Below are 19,463 nucleotides of genomic sequence, written 5' to 3'. Positions count from 1 at the left end.
GCCTCTGCTGGCCTACCCTCCGGTGCGTGGCTGCTGGTGCCCAGCGCGCTTGCCATGGTTACGCTGATGCTGCTATTGGCACGTATCCAACACGTGCAGTTGCGCTGGTCTACCGCTGCGGTTCCTGCCGATGCGACGGTCACCGCAAGCGCGATGCGCCGCATACCGGACGTTTGGATCGACATCGGGCCCGCCGCGACGCCGGCATGGGTAATGCTGGAGGTTCCTGCTGCCGGTGGCAGCATGCGTCAGTACCGGCTGCAGGTCATGCAGCGGTCCGCGCCGATAGATGCACGGCCGGCCCGGGTACGCGTGGCGTGGCCGGCCGACGTACCCCTTCCTTCGCGGACGGTGCGGATTGCCATTCCCCAACAGCACTCGCTGCTTGGCTGGATGCTGCCGGCATGGCGCCGCATCGAAGGCGGCGGAGCATGAGCCGGGCCTGGTCGGTGCGTTCTTGGCGATACGGCCGCCGCCGGGTGCCGGTGGTGCTGCAGGCGGAAATGCTCGAGTGCGCGCATGCGTGCCTGGCGATGCTCATGCAGCACCACCGGCAGCCCTGGTCGTTGGAGCGGATGCGTTCGCGTTTCGTGCCATCGTCCCGGGGTACAAGCGTCAGCCAGATCGTGCGCATGGCGCAGTCGCTTGGTCTGGACGCGCGGATCTTCCGCGCTGAGCCGGACCACCTTGGCCAACTGAAGATGCCCTGCATCCTGCATTGGGACGTGGTGCATTTCGTAGTACTCGAAGCGGTCGACAAGGATGGTTTTCATCTCGTGGATCCTGCCGTGGGACGCATGGTGGTGGGCGTACGCGAGTTCGATCGGCGCTTCACCGGTATTGTCGTGGAGGCCACGACGGGCCTGGATTTCGGTCGAGCAGTCCCTGGCACCGAGCGCAGTGCGCTGGTCCTGTTGCGCGAAGGGCTGGAGCAGCGTCGCGGTGCGATCGCGGCGGTGGTCGGCATGGCCGTCGTGTTGGAGCTGTTGGCGCTGGTGTCGCCGCTGTTCATCCAGGTGGCGACCGACTCGATCATCCCCGCCGCCGATGGCAGGCTGCTATGGATGCTCGGAGCAGCATTCATGCTGGCGGCCGTGTTGCAGACCGCCGTGGCACTCGCGCGCTCCTGGACGCTGCTGCGACTGGGCCAAGAACTGACGGTGGCGTGGAACTCAGCCGTCTGCAGCCGGCTGCTGCGCTTGCCCTATATATTCTTCATGCGGCGATCGATCAGCGACGTACACGCGCGCTTCGCATCGATCGACGAGATCCAACGGGTGGTGACCAACAAGTTCGTCGAGGGCGTGCTTGACGGCGTCACCGCGCTGTTGAGCCTTGTCATCATCATCACCTATTCGCCTACGCTGGCATTGCTGACCTTCTGCTTCTGCCTGGCCTATGGCGTGCTGCGCAGCGCGACGCTATCGCGCCTGCTGCAGGATACCGAGCGGGCCATCCGTGCGCGCGCTTCCCAGCAGGGCCAGTTGCTGGAGATTCTGCACGGTGTCCATTCGATCAAAGCCAATGGCCATGAGGATCAGCAGCTTGCCAGGTACAACCGCAAGACCCGCGATGCTGCCCAGGCAACCGCTTCCATGCAGCGCTGGGGTGGGTTGGTGGATGAGATGGGGCAGTCAATCCTTCGACTTCACTGGATCGCCGCGGTAGGCCTGGGCGCGTGGCTGGCCGTCCATGGCAGCATCACCCCGGGCATGCTGGTGGCCTACATAACCTATGCGGGCCAGTTCTCGCTCAGGTCGGTCCGCATGCTGGACCTGGTGGCTCAATGGCGTACCTTGCGGCTGCACAGCGTGCGCTTGTCCGACATCGTGTCCGGCCCGTCACAACCGGCAGGCGGAGACGAAGTGCTGGCCCCGGACCGCAGCGATTTTTCCGTACAGGGATTGCAGTTCCGCTACAACGCCGACGGACCGGGCGTACTTGTGGATGTGAGCTTTGCGGTGGGCAGCGGCGAATGCATCGCCATCACCGGCGCATCGGGCAGTGGCAAGTCGACCCTGGCCAAAGTGCTGGTCGGGCTGCTGGAACCGGACCAGGGATGCATCCAGCTGGGCGGAATTCCGTTGCAGCGGCTACGCCGCGAGCAGCTGCGCGACCAGATTGCCTGCGTCCTGCAGGATGACCAGCTGTTCAATGGCACCATCGCCGAGAACATCTCGTTCTTTGAACCGGGCTTCTCGCGCGAGCGCGTGAGCAGGGCCGCGATGCTTGCGCAGATACATGCAGAGGTCATGGCCATGCCGCTGCGCTATGACACGCGCGTGATCGACCTCGGCGCTTCATTGTCCGGCGGGCAGCGCCAGCGCTTGATCCTTGCGCGTGCGCTGTATCGCGAGCCGGCCATCCTGATTCTGGATGAAGCCAGCAGCCACCTGGACCTGGAGAACGAACGGCTGATCAACGAGGCGATCCAGGCCCTGAGCATCACCCGGATCATCATTGCGCACCGGCCGCAGACCATCGCCATCGCCGATCGTGTGTTGGAGATGCGCCAGGGATGCCTGCACGCCTCCCGGTCGGCAGATCACGATGCGGTACCAGCTTGAGCGCAGGGTCCGCCAGGAGGGCGGCCAGGCCAACCGGGACAGGACCATAACGAAGAGGAGTGGTAGCAATGTCGACAGTTCAGCTCGATCGCGCCGATGCGTTGCAGGCGATGCCCGCTTACGGCGAGGTGAGGGTGGTCGAAGAGGCGGTGCCGCTGGATCTGCGACGGGATATTCTCCGTCTGGTCCGCCGTCCGATCTGGGCGTACGGATGGAAGTCGGTCAAGGACCATGATCGCTATGGGTTCTGGCACGCGCATTTCGCCGGCGGTGGGGAAGACGAGCAGACCAGCTGCGAACAGGCCCTGGCCGCCAATGCACAGGCGCAGCCCATCCATCGCCTGTGGTGCCTGTTGGCCACGACGGTGCTGGCCGGCCACGTCCCGTTGCGCGTCTATGCCAATGGACACACCTATGGGGTAGAGGGGTACATCCATACCGACAGCGAAGACGAAGATGCGTTCACCACGATCTACTACGCGCATGGCGCGTGGGATGCGAACTGGGCGGGTGAAACCGTGTTCTTCCCGCCTGGCGGTGGCCCCGGCCAGGCCGTGCTTCCCGAGCCGGGTAGAGTCATCGTGTTTCGCGGTGCCACACCGCATGTAGCGCGTTCGGCCAGCCGCGAGTGCCCCGAGTTGAGGGTGTCGGTGGTGCTGAAAACACGGCTGGCGCGCGCCGATGAGCGTTGACATGGATGCCAATGCGTCAGCGCGGATGGACCTGGAGGTGCTGCTGGGTGCGCTGGATCGGCTGGGGGCGGGTGATATCGCCCATAGCGGCAGGAGTCTGCGCGATCATCTGGCGGGAACGGCAGCGTTGCTTGCGCGCTGGGGGTGTCCTGAGCATGTCGTCGCCGCGGGGATGTATCACAGCGTCTATGGGACCAACGCATTCGCCATCTCCTGCCAGCAGCCGCAGGCACGCGAGGGCATTGTCGCTACGATCGGGGCGCGGGCCGAACGATTGGTCTATCTGTTTGCGGTGGGCGATAGACCTGCTGCGTGGCTGAAGGCATTTGAGACCGGACGGGTGGCCAGCCGTCTGGACGGTTGCCCGCACCCGGTGACCCACAGCGAGCTACGCGAACTGATCGCCATCGAATGCGCCAACCTGGTCGAGCAGGGGGCAGTGGAGGGGTTCGTCGCAGCATTGTTGCGATTGCCGACGCCACAACGAGAGGCATTGATCGATGCCGATGTGCATGAGGGAATCGTTACGTTCATCAAGGAGAGGATGCAATGATGGAACCTGCAGTGGCTACCGACATACACACCGCTGAAACCGCGTTCGCGCAACGGGGGTACGAGGTACTTCCCGCGCTGATGCCACGGGAGGTGCTGGACCTCGCCTTCCGCTACTACCTTTCATTCATCGGTTGCCCCGGCTATTACACGGTCAAGCCGGAGACGCAGGCGCTCGATCGCTATGCCGATGCGCTTGGCGAGGCGATGCTGCCCACGGTCCAGGCACGGTTGGAGCAGTTGACGGGAGTGAAGCTGCTGGCCACCTACTCGTTCGCCCGGATCTACACCACGGCATCGAGGTTACGCAAACATGTCGACCGGGGTGCCTGTGAGGTCAGTGCGACGATGACGGTGGGCTTCCGCAATGTCGAGGGCGTGTGGCCGATCTTTGTCGAGTCCGACGGTGTTGACGTGCCGGTCCCGCTGGACGTGGGCGATGCCTTGGTCTATCGGGGGATGCAGGTGCCGCATTGGCGCGAACCCCTGCCCACCGGCATCTGGTGCCAGCTGTTCTTCCACTTCGTGGAGGCAGGGGGCGCGATGCGCGAGCAGGCCATGGATGGTCGCGGTCGGCTGGGCCCGTGGATCGAAGCGCAGATGCAACCGGTCCGATAGCCAGGCCTGCCCACGGCGCAATGGAGCTGCTCAGTCCACCGTGAACCACGCCGCTCAGTACACGTCGCGGCGGTAGCGGCCGTCAGCCAGCAGGGCGTCGACCTGTTCCTCGCCCAACACCTCGCGCAGCGCCGCATCCACGCCGTCGGCCATGCCGTGCAGCGAACCGCACACGTAAATGCTGCCGCCCATCGCGACCCAGGCCTGCAGCGCCTGGGGGGCTGCTAGCAGCCGATGCTGCACGTAGCCGCCGCCGTCGACATCGCGCGAGAACGCCAGGTCGACGCGTGCCAGGTGGGCGTCCTGCTGCCACGCCTGGATCTCCTCGCGATACAGGTGATCGGCGGCCCGGGTACGTTCACCGAACACCAGCCAGTGGCCACGGTCGCCCTGCAGCGCGGCCTCACGCAGCAGGCTGCGCAGCCCGGCGATGCCGGTGCCGTTGCCGATCAGCAACATCGGCGCATGTTCCGGAAAACGGTGGAAGCCGGCATTGCGGCGCACCCGTGCCTGGATCGGCGCGCCCGGCGCGGCATGCACGCACAGCCAGCCCGAGCCGAGGCCGTGGCGGCCATCGGTCTGGGCGGTCAGGCGGATCACCAGCTGCAGGCGATCATCGTGGGTCACCGAGGCGATGGAATACTCGCGATGCGGCAGCGCGGGCAGTCGGGCCAGCCACTGCACTGCGTCGGCCACCGCTGGCGGCGCCGCATCCTCGGGTAACACACGGCCCGCAGCGGCGTGCCCCAGCGTGTCGGCATGCCCGTCGATGCGGACCGGCATGGCCGGGTCCAGCCCGTGTCGGGCCAGCACCACTTGCACCCAGGCAGAGGCATGGCGTGGCGCCACCTCCAGGATGTCGCCGGCCTGCCAGGTGGCGTGCGCCGGTGGCAGCAGGTCCACCTGCCAGATCGCACCGGCCGCACTGCCCGGATTGAGCGGCGTGCGGTCCAGCAGGTGCCACGACTGCAGCGCGGCCTGCACCGGCAAGGGCACAGGGTCCTCGATGCCGCTGATCGCGGCCACGTGCTGCTGCCAGCGCGCCCGCGCAGCGGTGTCGTCGCGGTCCACCTCCACCGTATCGAACAGACGGCGGGCACCCTGCGCGGCCAGCCACGCATCGACGGCGCGCGAGAAGCCGCAGAAGCGTGCGTAGTGGGCATCGCCGAGGCCGAGCATCGCGTAGTCCAGGGTTGCCAGCGGCAGTGGCTGCGCCAACTGCCGTCGCTCGAACACGCGCGCGGCATCGGGTGCTTCACCGTCGCCGAAGGTGCTGATCACGAACAATGCCTTGCCGGTCCGTTGCAGGCAGGCCGCGTCCACCTGCCCGAGCGGGCGTACCTGCACGGCCATGCCTGCCGCCTGCAGCTGCGCGGCGGCCCGCCAGGCCAGCTGCTCGGCAATGCCGCTCTGGCTGGCGAAGGCAACCAGCCACGGTGTCGGCGCGTCGGCGCCGGCGCCGAGCATCGGCAGGCGCGAGGCGCGCACCTCGCGCTGCTTCCTGCGGCGGTCCAGGTACAACATCCAGCCGGTGATGAAAAACAGCAGCATTGCCAGGCTGGACAGCATCACCACGATGCGTCCGGGCAGGCCGAAGAAGCTGCCCGAATGCAGCGCGAACACGCTGACCAGCACTTTGCCCGGGGCCCCCTTGGCGGCATACGGCTCGTACTTGAGCAGTGCACCGCTGGCTGGATCGATCTGCAGAATGTCCTGGGCGCGGTCGTGCGCGGCCTGCCCGCCCTGCACGCGGCCGGTCAACGGCTTGCCGGGTGCGGCCGGCAAGCGCAGGTCCATGTAGCCCTGGCGCACGCCGTCCAGCGCGTACAGCGTGGCCTGCACCCGGGCCAGGTCAAGTGCGCCCGGCCCGGCCTTGGCGGTGTTCTGTGCACTGGGCGTGCCACCGAGCAGGCTGGTCATGCCATTGCGGTACCAGTCGAAGGACCACCACAGCCCGGTGAGCGCGACCAGCAGGTACACCAGCAACACCCAGGTGCCCACCACCGAATGCAGGCTCCACAGGAAGCTGCGCCCGCTGCGCGACCACTCCACCGCCAGCCAGGTCCGCCAGTGCCACCAGCGCCGCGGCCAGCGCAGGTACAGCCCGGACAGGCAGAAGAACACCAGCACCATCGCGCAGCTGCCCGTCACCACGCTGCCACGTTCGCCGCTGGCCAGGTGCCGGTGCAGGTCCTGCACGAACACGAAGAAGTCCAGCCCGCGCAGGGTGTCGAAGGGCTTGCCGGTGTAGGGGTCGAAGTAACGCCAGTACTGCTGCCCGCCCTCGAAGCGCGCCTCGGACAGGCGTTGCCCGGTGGCATCCACGCGCAGCCGTTGCAGCGGCCGTGGCTGGCCGTGCTGCAGCATCGGGACCAGCACGGTCAGTGCCAATGGCTGCGCACCGGCCTGGTGCTGCTGCGCTACCTGCGCGAACGCCGGGTTGGCTGCGCGCATGATCTCGTCTTCGAAGGCGAGCGTGGCACCGGTCAGGCCCATCACCGCCAACACGGTGCCGGCGGTGATGCCCAGCAGCCAATGCAGCTGGAACAGGAGGGACTTGAGCATGCGCGGTTCCGGCGGTCCGGCCCGACCAGCACGCTGTCCAAGCCAATGAGAATTGATCTCGTTATTGTTGGGTGCGCCATCCCGGCGGTCAAGCACCGCGCCGTCGCTGGGGTCAGTGCGCCACCCAGGCGGGAATGTCGTCCGGTTGGAATGGCCCCAGTTTCTGTTTCACGATGCGGCCCCGTGCATCCACCAGCACCGTGTAGGGCAGCAGGCCCTGGGCGTTGCCCAGCCGCACGCTGGCATCGGCCGGGCCGGGCGTGTCCAGCACGATCGGGTAATCCACCGGTACCTTCGCCAGGAAATCGCGCACGCCGTCGGGCGTGTCCAGCGCCAGTCCAACAACCTGCACGCCATCGGCGGGCTGCGCGGCGGCGAAGGCGGCCAGTGCCGGCATTTCCTCCACGCAGGGTGCGCACCAGCTGGCCCATACGTTGATCAGCAGCGGGCGGCCACGGAAGCGGGAGAGATCCACCGCGCGGCCGTCAGGGTCGGGCAGGGTGATCGCCGGCATCGCATCGCCGATGCCCGCGCCGGCCACCGCCACCCGCAGCGGTGGCACGGCGGTGCCGCCGGGTAGGGAACGGTTGAAGAACCACGCGCCGGCGGCGATGCCCAGCACCGCCGCGATCACGGCCACCACCACCGTCTGGCGGGGTGGCCACGGCATCATCGCGCGGTGCGCAGCAGCGCTTCTTCGGCGATCGCCTGGGTCAGCACGGTCGGCAGCACGGTCGGCGGCGCGCCGGGGCCATACACCACGTACAGCGGCACGCCCACGGCCTTGTGCTCATCGAGGAAGGCGGTGATTTCCGGGTCCACATTGGTGTAATCGCCGCGCATGTACACCGCGTTGGTCCGCCGCAGGGTGTTCTGGAAGGCAGTGGAACTGAGCACCGTGCGCTCATTGGCCTTGCAGGTGACACACCAGTCGGCGGTCATGTTGACGAACACCACGCGGTTGTCCTGGCGCAGCCGGTCGAGCATCTGCGGCGAATACACCACCACGTTGTCCGCCGCGGCGGCCGCGGCCTTGGCCGGCGGCACCATCCGGGTGACGCCCCACACCGGCACCAGCGCGGCCAGCAGCAGCACGACGGCCAGCAGCTCGCCCACGCGCTGGCTGCGCCAGCGGCTGCGCTCGAACCACCACAGCGCCAGGGCCAGCAGCACCAGCCCGCCCAGCACCAGGGTCATCGCATCCACGCCGCGCTGCTTGCCCAGCACCCACAGCAGCCAGATGGCGGTGGCATACATCGGGAACGCCAGCACGTGCTTGAGCGTTTCCATCCAGGCCCCGGGGCGCGGCAGGCGCCTGGCCAGCGACGGGATGAAGCCGATCAACAGGAACGGCAGCGCCAGGCCCAGGCCCAGTGCCAGGAATACCAGCATCGCCAGCGGCCCCGGGGCGGCGAAGGCGTACGCCAAGGCCGGGCCCATGAACGGTGCCACGCACGGGCTGGCGACCACGCAGGCCAGCACGCCAGTGAAGAAATCGCCGACCGGGCCACTGCGGGCGGCCAGCGACTGGCCCACACCACCGAAGCTGCCGCCCAGCGTGAACACGCCGGACAGGCTCAGGCCCACCGCGAACATCAGGTACACCAGCGCAGCGATGAACCACGGGTGCTGCAGCTGGAAGCCCCAGCCCGCGGCCTGGCCGGCCGCACGCAACGCCAGCACCAGCGCGCCGATCACCGCGAAGGCCACCAGCACGCCGGCGGTGTACCAGAGGGCATGGCTGCGCGCGCGCTGGCGGCTTTCACCACTCTGCGCAACGCCCAGCACCTTCAGCGACAGGATCGGCAGCACGCACGGCATCAGGTTGAGGATCAGGCCACCGGCCACTGCGAACAGCAGCAGCATCAGCAGGTTGCCCGCCGCCGGGGCGGTCGCGGCGGGCGGCGGCGTGCGCCTTGCGTTTTCAGCGCTGGCATCCGGGCTGCTGCTGGCCCCGCCGGTGGCGTTGGCATCCGGCACGTTCGGGCGGATCAGCATCGGCTGGGCGGCGATGCCGGCGTTGTCGCGCTCACGCACCTGGGCGCGCTCGTCGCGGTTGGGCAGCGGTGCGATCACCTCGCTCTTGGCCACGGCTTCATCGGCACTGGCATTGACCTTGCCGGCCGGCAACGCCAGCGTCACCCGGCGGGTCATCGGCGGGTAGCAGATGCCGTCGGTCTGGCAGCCCTGGAAGGTGATCACCAGGGTGGCATCGTCGGCCTCGGCACGGCTGCGACGCAATGGCAGCTTCACATCGACCTGGTCGAAGTACACCGCCACATCGCCGAAGTGCTCGTCGCGATGCGATTTGGCTGCCGGCCACTGCAGCTTGTCGGCGTGGATGCCGCTGGCACCTTCCAGCTTCAGTGAGGTGCGGTCGCGATACAGGTAGTAGCCCGGTGCCGGGCTGAAACGCAGCAGCACGGTGTTGCCGTCATCGACGATCGCATCGAAGCCGAACGCGCGCTCGGAAGGCAACGGCAGCGCCTGGGTGTTGCCGTTGCCCGGCAGGCGCAGGCCACCGCCGGTGTTGCCGGCCAACGGATTGTTGAAGGGTGAGGCGGTGGTGGCAGCAGCAGGCGCTGCCGCAGCCAACGGGGGTGTGGCCGTGGCGGTCGCCGCCGGCAGTTTGACCGTGATGCTGCGCTTCTGTGGTGGATAGCACACGCCTGCATCTGCACAGCCCTGGTAGCGCACTTCCAGCGTCACCGTATCGGTCGCCGCACCGGCCTTGCCCGGCAGTACGGCCGCCAGGCGTTCGCGGTAGGTCTCTACTTCGCCGAAGAAGTCGTCGTGGTGTTTTTTGCCCGCCGGCATCTGCAGCGCTTCGGCGGCAAAACCGTCGTCGGCCTTGACCGTGGTGCGATGCCGATACAGGTAATAACCCGGCGCGATCTTCCAGCGGATCTCGATGCGGTCGCGGTCACGCGCCTGGGCGCTCAGGCCGAACGCTTCGTCCACCGGCAGCAGGTCTTTCTCGCTGACGGCCAACGCCGGCAGGGATACCACGAACAACGCGCACAGCGCGGCAATACGACGAAACAGCGTCATCAATCACTTTCCTCACGGGTCTGTGCCCGAATCCAGTCCAGGTACGCCGGCAGGCCGGCGCGGGTTTCGACCGCGATGCACTCCGGGAGTTCATACGGATGCAGCGCGTGCACGCGCGCGATGGCCGCGTCCAGGCGGCTGCCGGTGGTCTTGATCAGCAGCTGGACCTCGTGGTCCTCGTTGATCTCGCCCTGCCAGCGGTAAATGGAATGCGCCCCGTCCAGGCGGGTCACGCAGGCCGCCAGCCGTTCGTCCACCAGCGCATGCGCCAGCCGCGTGGCGATCGCCGCATCGGGGCAGGTGGTGAACAGGATGAAGACGGGATCGGCGGTCGACATGACCGCCGAGTATAGGACCGTGGAACCGGATTGGTCCGGCCGGCGCCACAGGGGCGCCGGCCGGCGGGGCTCAGTTGGCCAGTTGGCAGCTGCTCGGCTTGGCCGAGGTGAACAGGCCGGGGGTGGCCCATTCGGGGTGGTCGATGAACGGGTTGCGGTTGCCCTGGAAGCTGTAGATCACTTCATTGCGGGCGCGTTCGGCGGCGTCCGGCGGGTCGGACAGGTGCCAGTCGATCAGCGTCGAAAGCAGGCCCATGTAGGCCGGCGAGGAGGACGTTTTGACGATTTTGGCCCGGTCATCGGTCAGCTCCAGGTCGGGTTCGGACTGGCCGGTCTTGGCGTCTTTGCCCCCTTCATAGCGGATCGCCATGTACATCACGGCCCGCGCCATGTCGCCCTTGCGGTGGCCCCAGACCTCGAAGGTGCCGCCATTGCCGTCCGGCGTCCGCACCCAGTTGGAATTGCCCGGATAGGCCCCGCTGCCACCGCCAAAGCCATTGTTGGATTCGGTGGCGCGCTCGCCGCAGTTGCTGTCGCATTTGGCAAATGGCTTGTTGCCGCGGTCGGCATTCCACTGGGCGTCGGTCAGGTACAGCATGTGCGTATCGGTGTACGGCGCATACGGCAGGCCCTTGTCGCCGGTGGTGCTGGCAAAGCCCAGCGAGTTGGGCCAGGTGTGCTCGCGGTTGTAGGTCAGGCCGCTGCCGGTGCCCGCACGACTGCTGACTTTGGTGTAGCTGCGGTTGCGGTAGGCATCGAGGATCTTGCCGCTGTTGTTGGGGTCCTCGTCGGCGATCTCCAGGATGGTCCAGGTGCTGGTGCCCGAGCCGCTGTACGGGTAGGCGGTGTGGCCCTTGATGGTTTCATGCAGCGAGCAGCGCAGCTGGCTGGGGTTGGTGGTATTGACCCGCGAGTAGTACTCGCCGGGGTTGCCCGGATTGCCCGGGTCCGGGTTGCTGGTGGTGGCCACGGTGAAGGCGATGCGGGTATCGGCCGCCGGGTGGGCGCCCTGGGCATCGCTGACGCGCGTGGCACGGACGTCGAAACGGCAGGCCTCGCCGGCCACCAGGGCGGTGTTGGTGGCCAGGGTGAAGCGGCTGCCGCTGCTGGCGTGGGTCAGCGGCACGCTGCCGGACTGGCCGCAGCTGAGCACGAACGCGCCGCTGGCCAGGGTGACCGTTTCGCTGAAGTTGACGGTCAGGTCGGCGGCGGCCGGGAACGTGCTGGCGCCCTGCTCGGGGGTGGTGGCGCTGACCGACGGCGGGGTGTTGGGGCCGGTGCCGCCACCGCCGCTGAAGGTCTGGCCGTTGTTGCACGCGCCGAAGGTCTGGGCGGCGGAGGCGGCCCAGCTGAAGTGGGCGTACTGGCTGCCGCTGCCGGTGAGCTGCAGGGAGGTGCCCGGGGCGGTGCTGTTGCTCTCGCTGACCGGGATGTTCTGGCTGGTCAGGCCGGCGGCGGGGCCGCCGCTGGCGGTGATGGTGCCTTCGTAGCTGATGAACTGGACCACCTTGCCGCTGGCGTCGACCAGGGCGATGCCGTCGTTGGAGCCGTTCTGCAGGCCGTTGGTGGGGTAGGTGACGGTGGCGAGGGTGGCTTTGCCGCACCCGGCGGCCGCGCCGGCCGGGACCGGGTTGTTGGCGTAGACGGTGGCTGCCGACGGGGTGCTGCCGTTGTAAAGGTAGAGCCGGTAGCTGCTGAGGTCCTCGCCACCGGTGGCCACCACTTCGATGGCTTCGCCGACGTCGCCGGCCGGCGTGCTGTCGTCGTAATGCAGTTCATTGATGAATACATCGGCCTGGGCAGGGCTGGCAGCCAATGCCAGCAGGCACCCCAGGGACAGCGGTGTGAGCAACCTCATCTACGTCTCCTTGTGATTGGGTATTGCCGGCCGAATCTAATCAATCCAGATGACACATCTATCGATATGTCGGATTTGGCCTTCCGCAATGGGACGTGCGTCAAGGAATTGGTGGGGGTTGTCTTTTTTTTAGAAGCTGAAGAGCCACGTCCACGTCCACGTCCACAGCCACGTCCACAGCCCTGCATGGCTGCTCCGCCAAGCTGGGCGGGGGTGTGAGGGTTCACGGGACCCGCCACCGCATCCATGCGGTGGAGGGTCCCGTGAACCCTCACACCCCCACCCCAGACAGTTGGCTGGTGGCCTTGGCAAGAGCAGATGCAACGTCACCGGCCAGGCCATGAGTAGCTGCGACTGTAGGTTTGGTTTGGTTTGGTTTGGTTTGGTTTGGCTTTGCCGCGCTTTGCTCTGCTATGAGGACCTTGGAACTGTCGGGGCTGGTGTGGGTAGGGTTGCGGGACCCTGAGCCGCATGGATGCGGCGACGGAGCTTACAAGGACGTACTTGCAGCGTGTCCCGTAACCCTACCCACACCAGCCCAGCCCGGTTTACCCAGCCCTCGCGGCGTACTAGCCGTTGCCTTGCACCTGGACCTGGCTCCGGCTTTGGCTTTGGCCTTTGCCCTTCGGCAGGCCGCAGGCCAGAAAAATTTCCCCTCGCCCCTTGAAAGGGACCTGCCCAGCCTCATCTCTGCTCTGTACCCGCACTGCCGGGTTTTTTCGTGAGCGTGGCTGGCAGTCGCCTTGTGCGAGTGCTAACATCGCCAGACTTTTCCTGACCAATCAATAACTTAAAAGGGTCTCACATGAGCATCAAGCCGCTTCATGACCGCGTCGTAGTCAAGCCGATCGAAGCCGACGAAATCTCGTCCGGTGGCATCGTGATTCCGGATTCCGCCAAGGAAAAGTCCACCAAGGGTGAAGTCGTCGCCGTCGGCCCGGGCAAGCCCCTGGACAACGGCAGCGTCCGCGCGCCGTCGCTGAAGGTCGGTGACAAGGTCATCTACGGCCAGTACGCCGGCAGCAGCTACAAGGCTGAAGGCATCGAGTACAAGGTCCTGCGCGAAGACGACGTCCTCGCCATCGTTGGCTGAGTGATACCGCCGGGCGCGTCCCGGTGCTTCTGCTTCCCACATTCAAGCCGCCGGGCATGGCCCGGCGCTACATAAAAAGGTAATCGCAATGGCTGCCAAAGATATTCGTTTCGGTGAAGACGCCCGTTCGCGCATGGTGCGCGGCGTCAATATTCTCGCCAATGCCGTCAAGGCAACCCTGGGCCCGAAGGGCCGCAACGTCGTGCTCGAAAAGAGCTTCGGCGCACCGACCATCACCAAGGATGGCGTGTCCGTTGCCAAGGAAATCGAACTGGCTGACAAGTTCGAGAACATGGGCGCGCAGATGGTGAAGGAAGTTGCCTCGCGTACCAATGATGACGCAGGCGACGGCACCACCACCGCCACCGTGCTGGCCCAGGCCCTGATCCGCGAAGGCGCCAAGGCGGTTGCTGCCGGCATGAACCCGATGGACCTCAAGCGCGGTATCGACCAGGCCGTCAAGGCCGCCGTCGCCGAGCTGAAGAACATCTCCAAGCCGACCACCGACGACAAGGCGATTGCCCAGGTCGGCACGATCTCGGCCAACTCCGACGAATCGATCGGCAACATCATCGCCGAAGCGATGCGCCGCGTGACCAAGGAAGGCGTCATCACCGTTGAAGAAGGCTCCGGCCTGGAAAACGAGCTGGACGTCGTCGAAGGCATGCAGTTCGACCGTGGCTACCTGTCCCCGTACTTCATCAACAACCAGCAGTCGCAGACCGCTGACCTGGACGATCCGTACGTGCTGCTGCACGACAAGAAGATCTCCAACGTGCGCGACCTGCTGCCCGTGCTGGAAGGCGTCGCCAAGTCCGGCAAGCCGCTGCTGATCATCGCTGAAGATATCGAAGGCGAAGCGCTGGCTACCCTGGTGGTCAACACCATCCGTGGCATCGTCAAGGTCGTGGCCGTCAAGGCACCGGGCTTCGGCGACCGTCGCAAGGCGATGCTGGAAGACATGGCCGTGCTGACCGGCGGCACCGTGATCTCCGAGGAAATTGGTCTGTCGCTTGAAAAGGCCACGATCAAGGACCTGGGCCGCGCCAAGAAGGTGCAGGTCTCCAAGGAAAACACCACGATCATCGATGGCGCTGGCGAGAAGGCCAACATCGAATCGCGCGTGACCCAGATCAAGACCCAGATCGAAGACACCTCGTCCGATTACGACCGTGAAAAGCTGCAGGAACGCGTGGCCAAGCTGGCCGGCGGTGTTGCCGTGATCAAGGTCGGCGCGTCGACCGAAATCGAAATGAAGGAAAAGAAGGATCGCGTCGACGACGCCCTGCACGCTACCCGTGCAGCCGTTGAAGAAGGCGTGGTCCCGGGCGGCGGCGTTGCACTGGTCCGTGCGGTCACCGCGCTGGCCGGCCTGAAGGGCGCCAACGAAGACCAGAACCACGGCATCCAGATCGCCCTGCGCGCGATGGAAGCCCCGCTGCGCGAAATCGTCGCCAACGCCGGCGAAGAGCCGTCGGTCATCGTCAACCGCGTCAAGGAAGGAACCGGCAGCTTCGGCTACAACGCGGCCAACGGCGAATTCGGCGACATGCTGGAATTCGGCATCCTGGACCCGACCAAGGTGACCCGTTCGGCGCTGCAGAATGCCGCCTCGATCGCCGGCCTGATGATCACCACCGAAGCCATGGTGGCCGACGCGCCGAAGAAGGACGACGGCGCTGGCGCAGCGGGCGGCGGCATGGGCGGTATGGGTGGCATGGGCGGCATGGACTTCTGATGCCGCTGCCGGCCTCCGGCCGGCACGCATTGGAACGGCAGGTACCGACCATGGGTCGGTACCTGCTCGCCAACGTATGAAGAAAACCCCGCCGAGAGGCGGGGTTTTTTGTTGCCCCCCTCCCTGGCGGCCCGCAGGCCCTTGGCAAAATACAATCACGTGGCCCAGCGCGCCCTTGTGCAGTTCCGCCGTCGCAGCCGCCCGCAGCTTGCCGTCGTCGGCATGCGCCGCTAGGCTCGCGGGTATGCCTACTTCCATGATCGTCGTCGACGACTTCCTCGCTCCCGTCGATGCGCATGGCCTGCGCGACGCGGCATTGCAGCTGACCTACCCCGAACAGGACGGTGCTTTCCCCGGCCGCAATTCGGTCGAACGGCTGGAGATCGACGGGCTGGCCCAGGTGGCGTCGCGCCTGGTCAACGAACCGCTGCGCGCCGTATCGCCGCTGCAGTCGCACGGCAAGTTCCGCATCACCCTGGCCAACGATATCGCCCGCGCCAAGGTGCACGTGGATCGCTCGCACTGGTCGGGCATTCTCTATCTCAGCGCGCCCGAGCACTGCCAGGGCGGCACCGAGTTCTTCCGTCATCGCCGTACCGGTTCGGAGCGACTGGCCCTGGATGATGCCGAGCTCGCCCGTTACGGCTATGCCGATCGCGCGGCCATGCACCACGACATCATCGAACGCGACAGCGCCGACGATGCGCAGTGGGAAATGATCATGCGCGTGCCGATGCGCTTCAACCGCCTGGTGCTGCTGCGGCCGTGGTTGTGGCATACCGCCGGGCCGGCATTCGGCGACCGCATGGAGAACGGGCGACTGGTCTACCTGATGTTCTTCGAAGCCGCCTGATCCTGCGGGAGGAGCGGCGCCGGCAGCGCGCCCCGGAGCGTGCTCGTCGGCGCATCCGCTTCCTCCTGCAACCACTGCAGGAAGGCCTGGATGGCGGGTGTGCCATCAGTCTGCGGCAAGGTCACCGCGTAATACGCAAACTGCGTGGGCCACGGCTGGTCGAGCGCAACGGCCAGGCGCCCACTGGCAATCTCGGCCTGCACGTACACAGCGCTCGGCATCCAGTTTTCACAGCGGCCGGCTGCCGAGGTGCTGCAGGAACTGGCCGAGTACGTGCTGCCATTGTTCCCCTCGCATGAGGGTCCAGCACCGGCCAGCGTGCGCTGGTAATCCGAGGCGTCGCGCGGCGGTCAGCGGCATGCGCTGGACCGGGTGAAAGCATTTCTCTGGTGCGGCGAAAGGGGATATAGTTAGCCGCCGTATTACATGAACCCCCGCGCATGCTGGAAACCAAACACCAGGCCTTCCTGACCGAGCTGGCGCGTCGTGGCCAACCCGACGCGGGTGAGTTGGCGTTGTGTTTCCAGCTGCTGTCGCTGGCCAGTGCGATCGACCAGGACTGCGCCAGCCGGCTGGCGCCGCAGGGTCTCAGCGAAGGGCGTTTCGTGCTGCTGTTCCTGTTGCGTGGTGCCGATACCGCGTTGTCGCCGCACCAGTTGGCCGAGCGCGCCGGGGTCACCCGCGCCACCGTGACCGGCCTGCTCGACGGCCTGGAGCGCGAGCACCTGGTGAGCCGCACCAGCGATCCCGATGACAAACGACGCATCCAGGTACGGCTGACCCGGGCGGGGCAGACGTTGTCGGCGCGCCTGTTCGATCAGCAGACGCAGTGGATCGCCACCCTGTTTGCCGACATCAGCGCCACCGAGCGGCGGATGCTCGGCACGCTGTTGCAGCGTGTATGGTCGCGCACCGATGCCGGGCGCGTGTCATGAAGCAGCCCATCACCCGCGAACGACGCGGCCAGCTGGATCGGGGCGAGGCCGAAGCCAGCCATCTGGCCGAAGTACTGGTGGTCGATTTTGCCCGGCTGATGGCCCATGTCGCCCCGGGCTTGCCGGCCTCGGCGCTCACGCCGATGCGCAACGCCGCCAAGCGCGGCATCACCCTGCGCATGCAGGGCGCGGCAACGCTGCTGCGCGCCCACGGCCACGGTGATCACGGCCATTGGTCACGGCACGCCAGCGACACCGTGCGTGGTTGGGCCTGCTACCTGATCGGCAGCGACCCCGCGCTGGCGCTGGAGCACAAGCTCGATGCCCTGCGCGTGCTGGCCGATGACGCCCACTTCGGCGTGCGCGAATGGGCCTGGCTGGGCGTGCGCCCGCATATCGCCGCCGAGCCGCTGCGGGTGCTGTCACACCTGCAGGCGTGGACCGCAGATCCATCGGCGAACGTACGCCGTTTCGCCTGCGAGGCACTGCGCCCACGCGGGGTATGGGCCGCGCATATCATTTTGTTCAAGCAGGAACCGCAGCACGCGCAGGTGTTGCTGGACGCGCTGTGCTGCGATGCGTCGCGCTACGTGCAGGACTCGGTGGGCAACTGGTTGAACGATGCCGGCAAGAGCCAGCCCGAGTGGGTGCGCGCGCTGTGCGAAGCGTGGCAGCTGCAGCACGCCGATCACCCCGCCAACACTTACATCCGCAAGCGCGCCCTGCGCTCGCTCTGACCCGGGAAACACCATGTCGTACATGTTGATCGAACTGTATACCGCCACCCCCGCGTGGACCGCACTGGACGCGCTGTCGCGCGCGGCCTTGTTCGCCCGCATCGGTGCAGGCATGCAGCACGTCGATCCGGCCCGGATCAAGCCATTGGCGATGGGGCCGATCGACGCGGACGTGCCGCGCAGCAGCGCCGAGCAGTTCTACGCGGTGTGGCAGTGCAGCGACCGTACCGACGCCGACGCGCTGCTGGCCGCGATCGACGCCACCGGTTGGCACCGCTACTTCACCACCACCCACATCGCCGGTGCGACCGGTGGGCTGCAGCAGCATCTGGCCGAACTGGCCGCGCTGCCAAAGGGGTAAGCGAGCGGTGGCGGCGGCCGACTACTGCGGCCCAGTTGCGAATGAAACATTTTGCGCCGCACAAAAGCTGTGCTATCAATACTCCCCAATGAACGCACGCCCCGCCAATTCCTACTTTTGGTATTACTTTCCGAAGCCACCGGCGGAGGAAGGCATGCGTTCACCCTGAAGAAAGCTTCAGACGCATTCCCGAAAGCCGCCAGCGCACCTGGCGGCTTTTTTGTTGCCGCCGCGCTGGGGACCCCACTTCCAAGGAGATTCCCCCAATGCCCCCGCACACCGATGACCTGCGTATCCGCAAGATCGAACCGTTGACCCCCCCGGCCCAGCTGCTGGCCATGCTGCCCTGCGACGACGAAGCCTCCGATACGGTCAGTGCCTCGCGCGCGGCCCTGCACGAGATCCTGCACGGCCGCGATGACCGCCTGGCGGTAGTGATCGGCCCGTGCTCGATCCACGACCCGGTGGCGGCCATCGCCTATGCCCAGCGCCTCAAGCCACTGCGCGACGCCTTTGCTGGCGAACTGGAAATCGTCATGCGGGTGTACTTCGAAAAGCCGCGCACCACGGTGGGCTGGAAGGGCCTGATCAACGATCCGGACCTGGACGGCAGCTTCAACATCAACAAGGGCCTGCGCGTGGCGCGTGGCCTGCTGCGCGACATCAACAAGCTGGGCCTGCCGGCCGGGGTGGAATTCCTGGACGTGATCTCGCCGCAGTACATCGCCGACCTGGTCGCCTGGGGCGCGATCGGTGCGCGCACCACTGAAAGCCAGGTACATCGCGAGCTTGCCTCGGGCCTGTCGTGCCCGGTCGGCTTCAAGAACGGGACCGACGGCAACATCAAGATCGCCGCCGATGCGATCGGGGCCGCCTCCAATCCGCACCATTTCCTCTCGGTCACCAAGGAAGGCGGCACCGCCATCGTGGCTACCGCCGGCAATCCGGATTGCCATGTGATCCTGCGCGGCGGCAAGACCCCCAACTACGACGCCAGCCACGTGGAAGCGACCAGCCAGACCCTGGCCAAGTCACACCTGGCCGCGCGCATCATGATCGATGCCAGCCACGCCAACAGCAGCAAGAACCCGGAAAACCAGCCCAAGGTCATCGCCGACATCAACGCGCAGCTGGCGCATGGCGAAGAGCGCATTGTCGGGGTGATGGTGGAAAGCCACCTGGTCGCCGGGCGCCAGGATCTGGTCGAGGGCCAGCCACTGGTCTACGGCCAGAGCATCACCGATGGCTGCATCGGCTGGGACAGCTCGGTGGCCGTGCTGGAAAGCCTGGCCGAAGCGGTACGCGCACGGCGCGCCGCACGGGTCAGCAAAGCGGCGTGAAGTCTGGCGTGTCCTGCCTTGCGTTGGGCACGCCTGCCTACCCGCGCCGTCGCAATCAGTGGCGTGAGCCGCACGCCGGCACCCTGGGAGCACTGAGGGGTGCAAGCGGCGGCGCCGTGCGCGCTCGCCAGCGGGCATCGGTTGGATGACTTTCGGTGCAGCGCG

At 66.6% G+C, this 19,463-nt stretch carries 17 protein-coding genes; 11 read left to right on the top strand and 6 right to left on the bottom strand.

From position 1 onward, the window contains the following. The first annotated feature begins 206 nt into the window (after positions 1-206). The 4 genes from AC3IR9_RS18635 (at position 207) to AC3IR9_RS18620 (ending at position 4,429) form a co-directional block, all read left to right on the top strand. The gene (locus AC3IR9_RS18635) at positions 207-2,567 is read left to right on the top strand and encodes a peptidase domain-containing ABC transporter (protein ID WP_489292610.1); all 2,361 of its coding nucleotides are present in this window, start codon (positions 207-209) and stop codon (positions 2,565-2,567) included. Between the two features lie 68 nt (positions 2,568-2,635). Further along, complete coding sequence (locus AC3IR9_RS18630; protein WP_489292608.1) at positions 2,636-3,259, top strand: hypothetical protein; 624 nt, start codon at positions 2,636-2,638, stop codon at positions 3,257-3,259. Further along, positions 3,249-3,812: a DUF6817 domain-containing protein gene (locus AC3IR9_RS18625; protein WP_489292607.1), complete on the top strand. Its 564-nt coding sequence runs from the start codon at positions 3,249-3,251 to the stop codon at positions 3,810-3,812. Before AC3IR9_RS18630 ends, AC3IR9_RS18625 begins: the two co-directional genes overlap by 11 nt. Further along, positions 3,809-4,429 carry a hypothetical protein gene (locus AC3IR9_RS18620; RefSeq protein ID WP_489292605.1) on the top strand — a complete coding sequence of 207 codons (621 nt, stop codon included), beginning with the start codon at positions 3,809-3,811 and terminating at the stop codon, positions 4,427-4,429. The genes AC3IR9_RS18625 and AC3IR9_RS18620 overlap by 4 nt, the downstream gene beginning before the upstream one ends. Positions 4,430-4,483: 54 nt before the next feature. On the opposite strand, the gene AC3IR9_RS18615 is transcribed toward AC3IR9_RS18620, so the two are convergent. From AC3IR9_RS18615 to AC3IR9_RS18595, 5 genes are all read right to left on the bottom strand, one after another. After that, positions 4,484-6,994, bottom strand: coding sequence for a PepSY domain-containing protein (locus tag AC3IR9_RS18615; protein WP_489292603.1), 2,511 nt, complete (start codon positions 6,992-6,994; stop codon positions 4,484-4,486). A gap of 112 nt (positions 6,995-7,106) precedes the next feature. Further along, a complete protein-coding gene (locus AC3IR9_RS18610) occupies positions 7,107-7,664 on the bottom strand; it encodes a TlpA family protein disulfide reductase (protein ID WP_489292602.1) in 558 nt (185 codons plus the stop codon). Beyond that, positions 7,664-10,045: a protein-disulfide reductase DsbD family protein gene (locus tag AC3IR9_RS18605; RefSeq protein ID WP_489292600.1), complete on the bottom strand. Its 2,382-nt coding sequence runs from the start codon at positions 10,043-10,045 to the stop codon at positions 7,664-7,666. The genes AC3IR9_RS18610 and AC3IR9_RS18605 overlap by 1 nt, the downstream gene beginning before the upstream one ends. Next, positions 10,045-10,383: a divalent-cation tolerance protein CutA gene (gene cutA, locus AC3IR9_RS18600; RefSeq protein ID WP_489292598.1), complete on the bottom strand. Its 339-nt coding sequence runs from the start codon at positions 10,381-10,383 to the stop codon at positions 10,045-10,047. Before cutA ends, AC3IR9_RS18605 begins: the two co-directional genes overlap by 1 nt. Positions 10,384-10,453: 70 nt before the next feature. After that, the gene (locus tag AC3IR9_RS18595) at positions 10,454-12,241 is read right to left on the bottom strand and encodes an endonuclease (RefSeq protein ID WP_489292597.1); all 1,788 of its coding nucleotides are present in this window, start codon (positions 12,239-12,241) and stop codon (positions 10,454-10,456) included. Between the two features lie 805 nt (positions 12,242-13,046). On the opposite strand from AC3IR9_RS18595, the gene AC3IR9_RS18590 reads away from it, so the two are divergent. The 3 genes from AC3IR9_RS18590 to AC3IR9_RS18580 all read left to right on the top strand — a co-directional run bounded on the left by AC3IR9_RS18590 (position 13,047) and on the right by AC3IR9_RS18580 (position 15,925). Continuing rightward, positions 13,047-13,334, top strand: a complete 288-nt coding sequence (locus AC3IR9_RS18590; protein ID WP_489292595.1) for a co-chaperone GroES — start codon at positions 13,047-13,049, stop codon at positions 13,332-13,334. A gap of 88 nt (positions 13,335-13,422) precedes the next feature. Further along, positions 13,423-15,072 carry a chaperonin GroEL gene (gene groL, locus AC3IR9_RS18585; protein ID WP_489292594.1) on the top strand — a complete coding sequence of 550 codons (1,650 nt, stop codon included), beginning with the start codon at positions 13,423-13,425 and terminating at the stop codon, positions 15,070-15,072. 244 nt (positions 15,073-15,316) lie between these two features. Continuing rightward, a complete protein-coding gene (locus AC3IR9_RS18580) occupies positions 15,317-15,925 on the top strand; it encodes a DUF6445 family protein (RefSeq protein WP_489292592.1) in 609 nt (202 codons plus the stop codon). On the opposite strand, the gene AC3IR9_RS18575 is transcribed toward AC3IR9_RS18580, so the two are convergent. Then, complete coding sequence (locus tag AC3IR9_RS18575; RefSeq protein WP_489292591.1) at positions 15,898-16,134, bottom strand: LysR substrate-binding domain-containing protein; 237 nt, start codon at positions 16,132-16,134, stop codon at positions 15,898-15,900. The genes AC3IR9_RS18580 and AC3IR9_RS18575 overlap by 28 nt on opposite strands. A gap of 231 nt (positions 16,135-16,365) precedes the next feature. Between AC3IR9_RS18575 and AC3IR9_RS18570 the strand changes: the two genes are divergently transcribed. The 4 genes from AC3IR9_RS18570 to AC3IR9_RS18555 all read left to right on the top strand — a co-directional run bounded on the left by AC3IR9_RS18570 (position 16,366) and on the right by AC3IR9_RS18555 (position 19,298). Further along, a complete protein-coding gene (locus AC3IR9_RS18570; protein WP_489292590.1) occupies positions 16,366-16,860 on the top strand; it encodes a MarR family winged helix-turn-helix transcriptional regulator in 495 nt (164 codons plus the stop codon). Then, the gene (locus tag AC3IR9_RS18565; RefSeq protein ID WP_489292589.1) at positions 16,857-17,597 is read left to right on the top strand and encodes a DNA alkylation repair protein; all 741 of its coding nucleotides are present in this window, start codon (positions 16,857-16,859) and stop codon (positions 17,595-17,597) included. The genes AC3IR9_RS18570 and AC3IR9_RS18565 overlap by 4 nt, the downstream gene beginning before the upstream one ends. Positions 17,598-17,610: 13 nt before the next feature. Continuing rightward, on the top strand, positions 17,611-17,958 hold the full coding sequence (locus tag AC3IR9_RS18560; RefSeq protein WP_489292587.1) for a DUF6616 family protein: 348 nt from the start codon (positions 17,611-17,613) through the stop codon (positions 17,956-17,958). 266 nt (positions 17,959-18,224) lie between these two features. Further along, positions 18,225-19,298, top strand: a complete 1,074-nt coding sequence (locus AC3IR9_RS18555; RefSeq protein WP_489292585.1) for a 3-deoxy-7-phosphoheptulonate synthase — start codon at positions 18,225-18,227, stop codon at positions 19,296-19,298. The last annotated feature ends 165 nt before the right edge of the window (positions 19,299-19,463 follow it).

This window comes from Stenotrophomonas sp. GL_101, from assembly GCF_057835675.1.
Note: the sequence above shows the minus strand (reverse complement) of the source record. Positions and strands in the feature narration are given on the sequence as shown.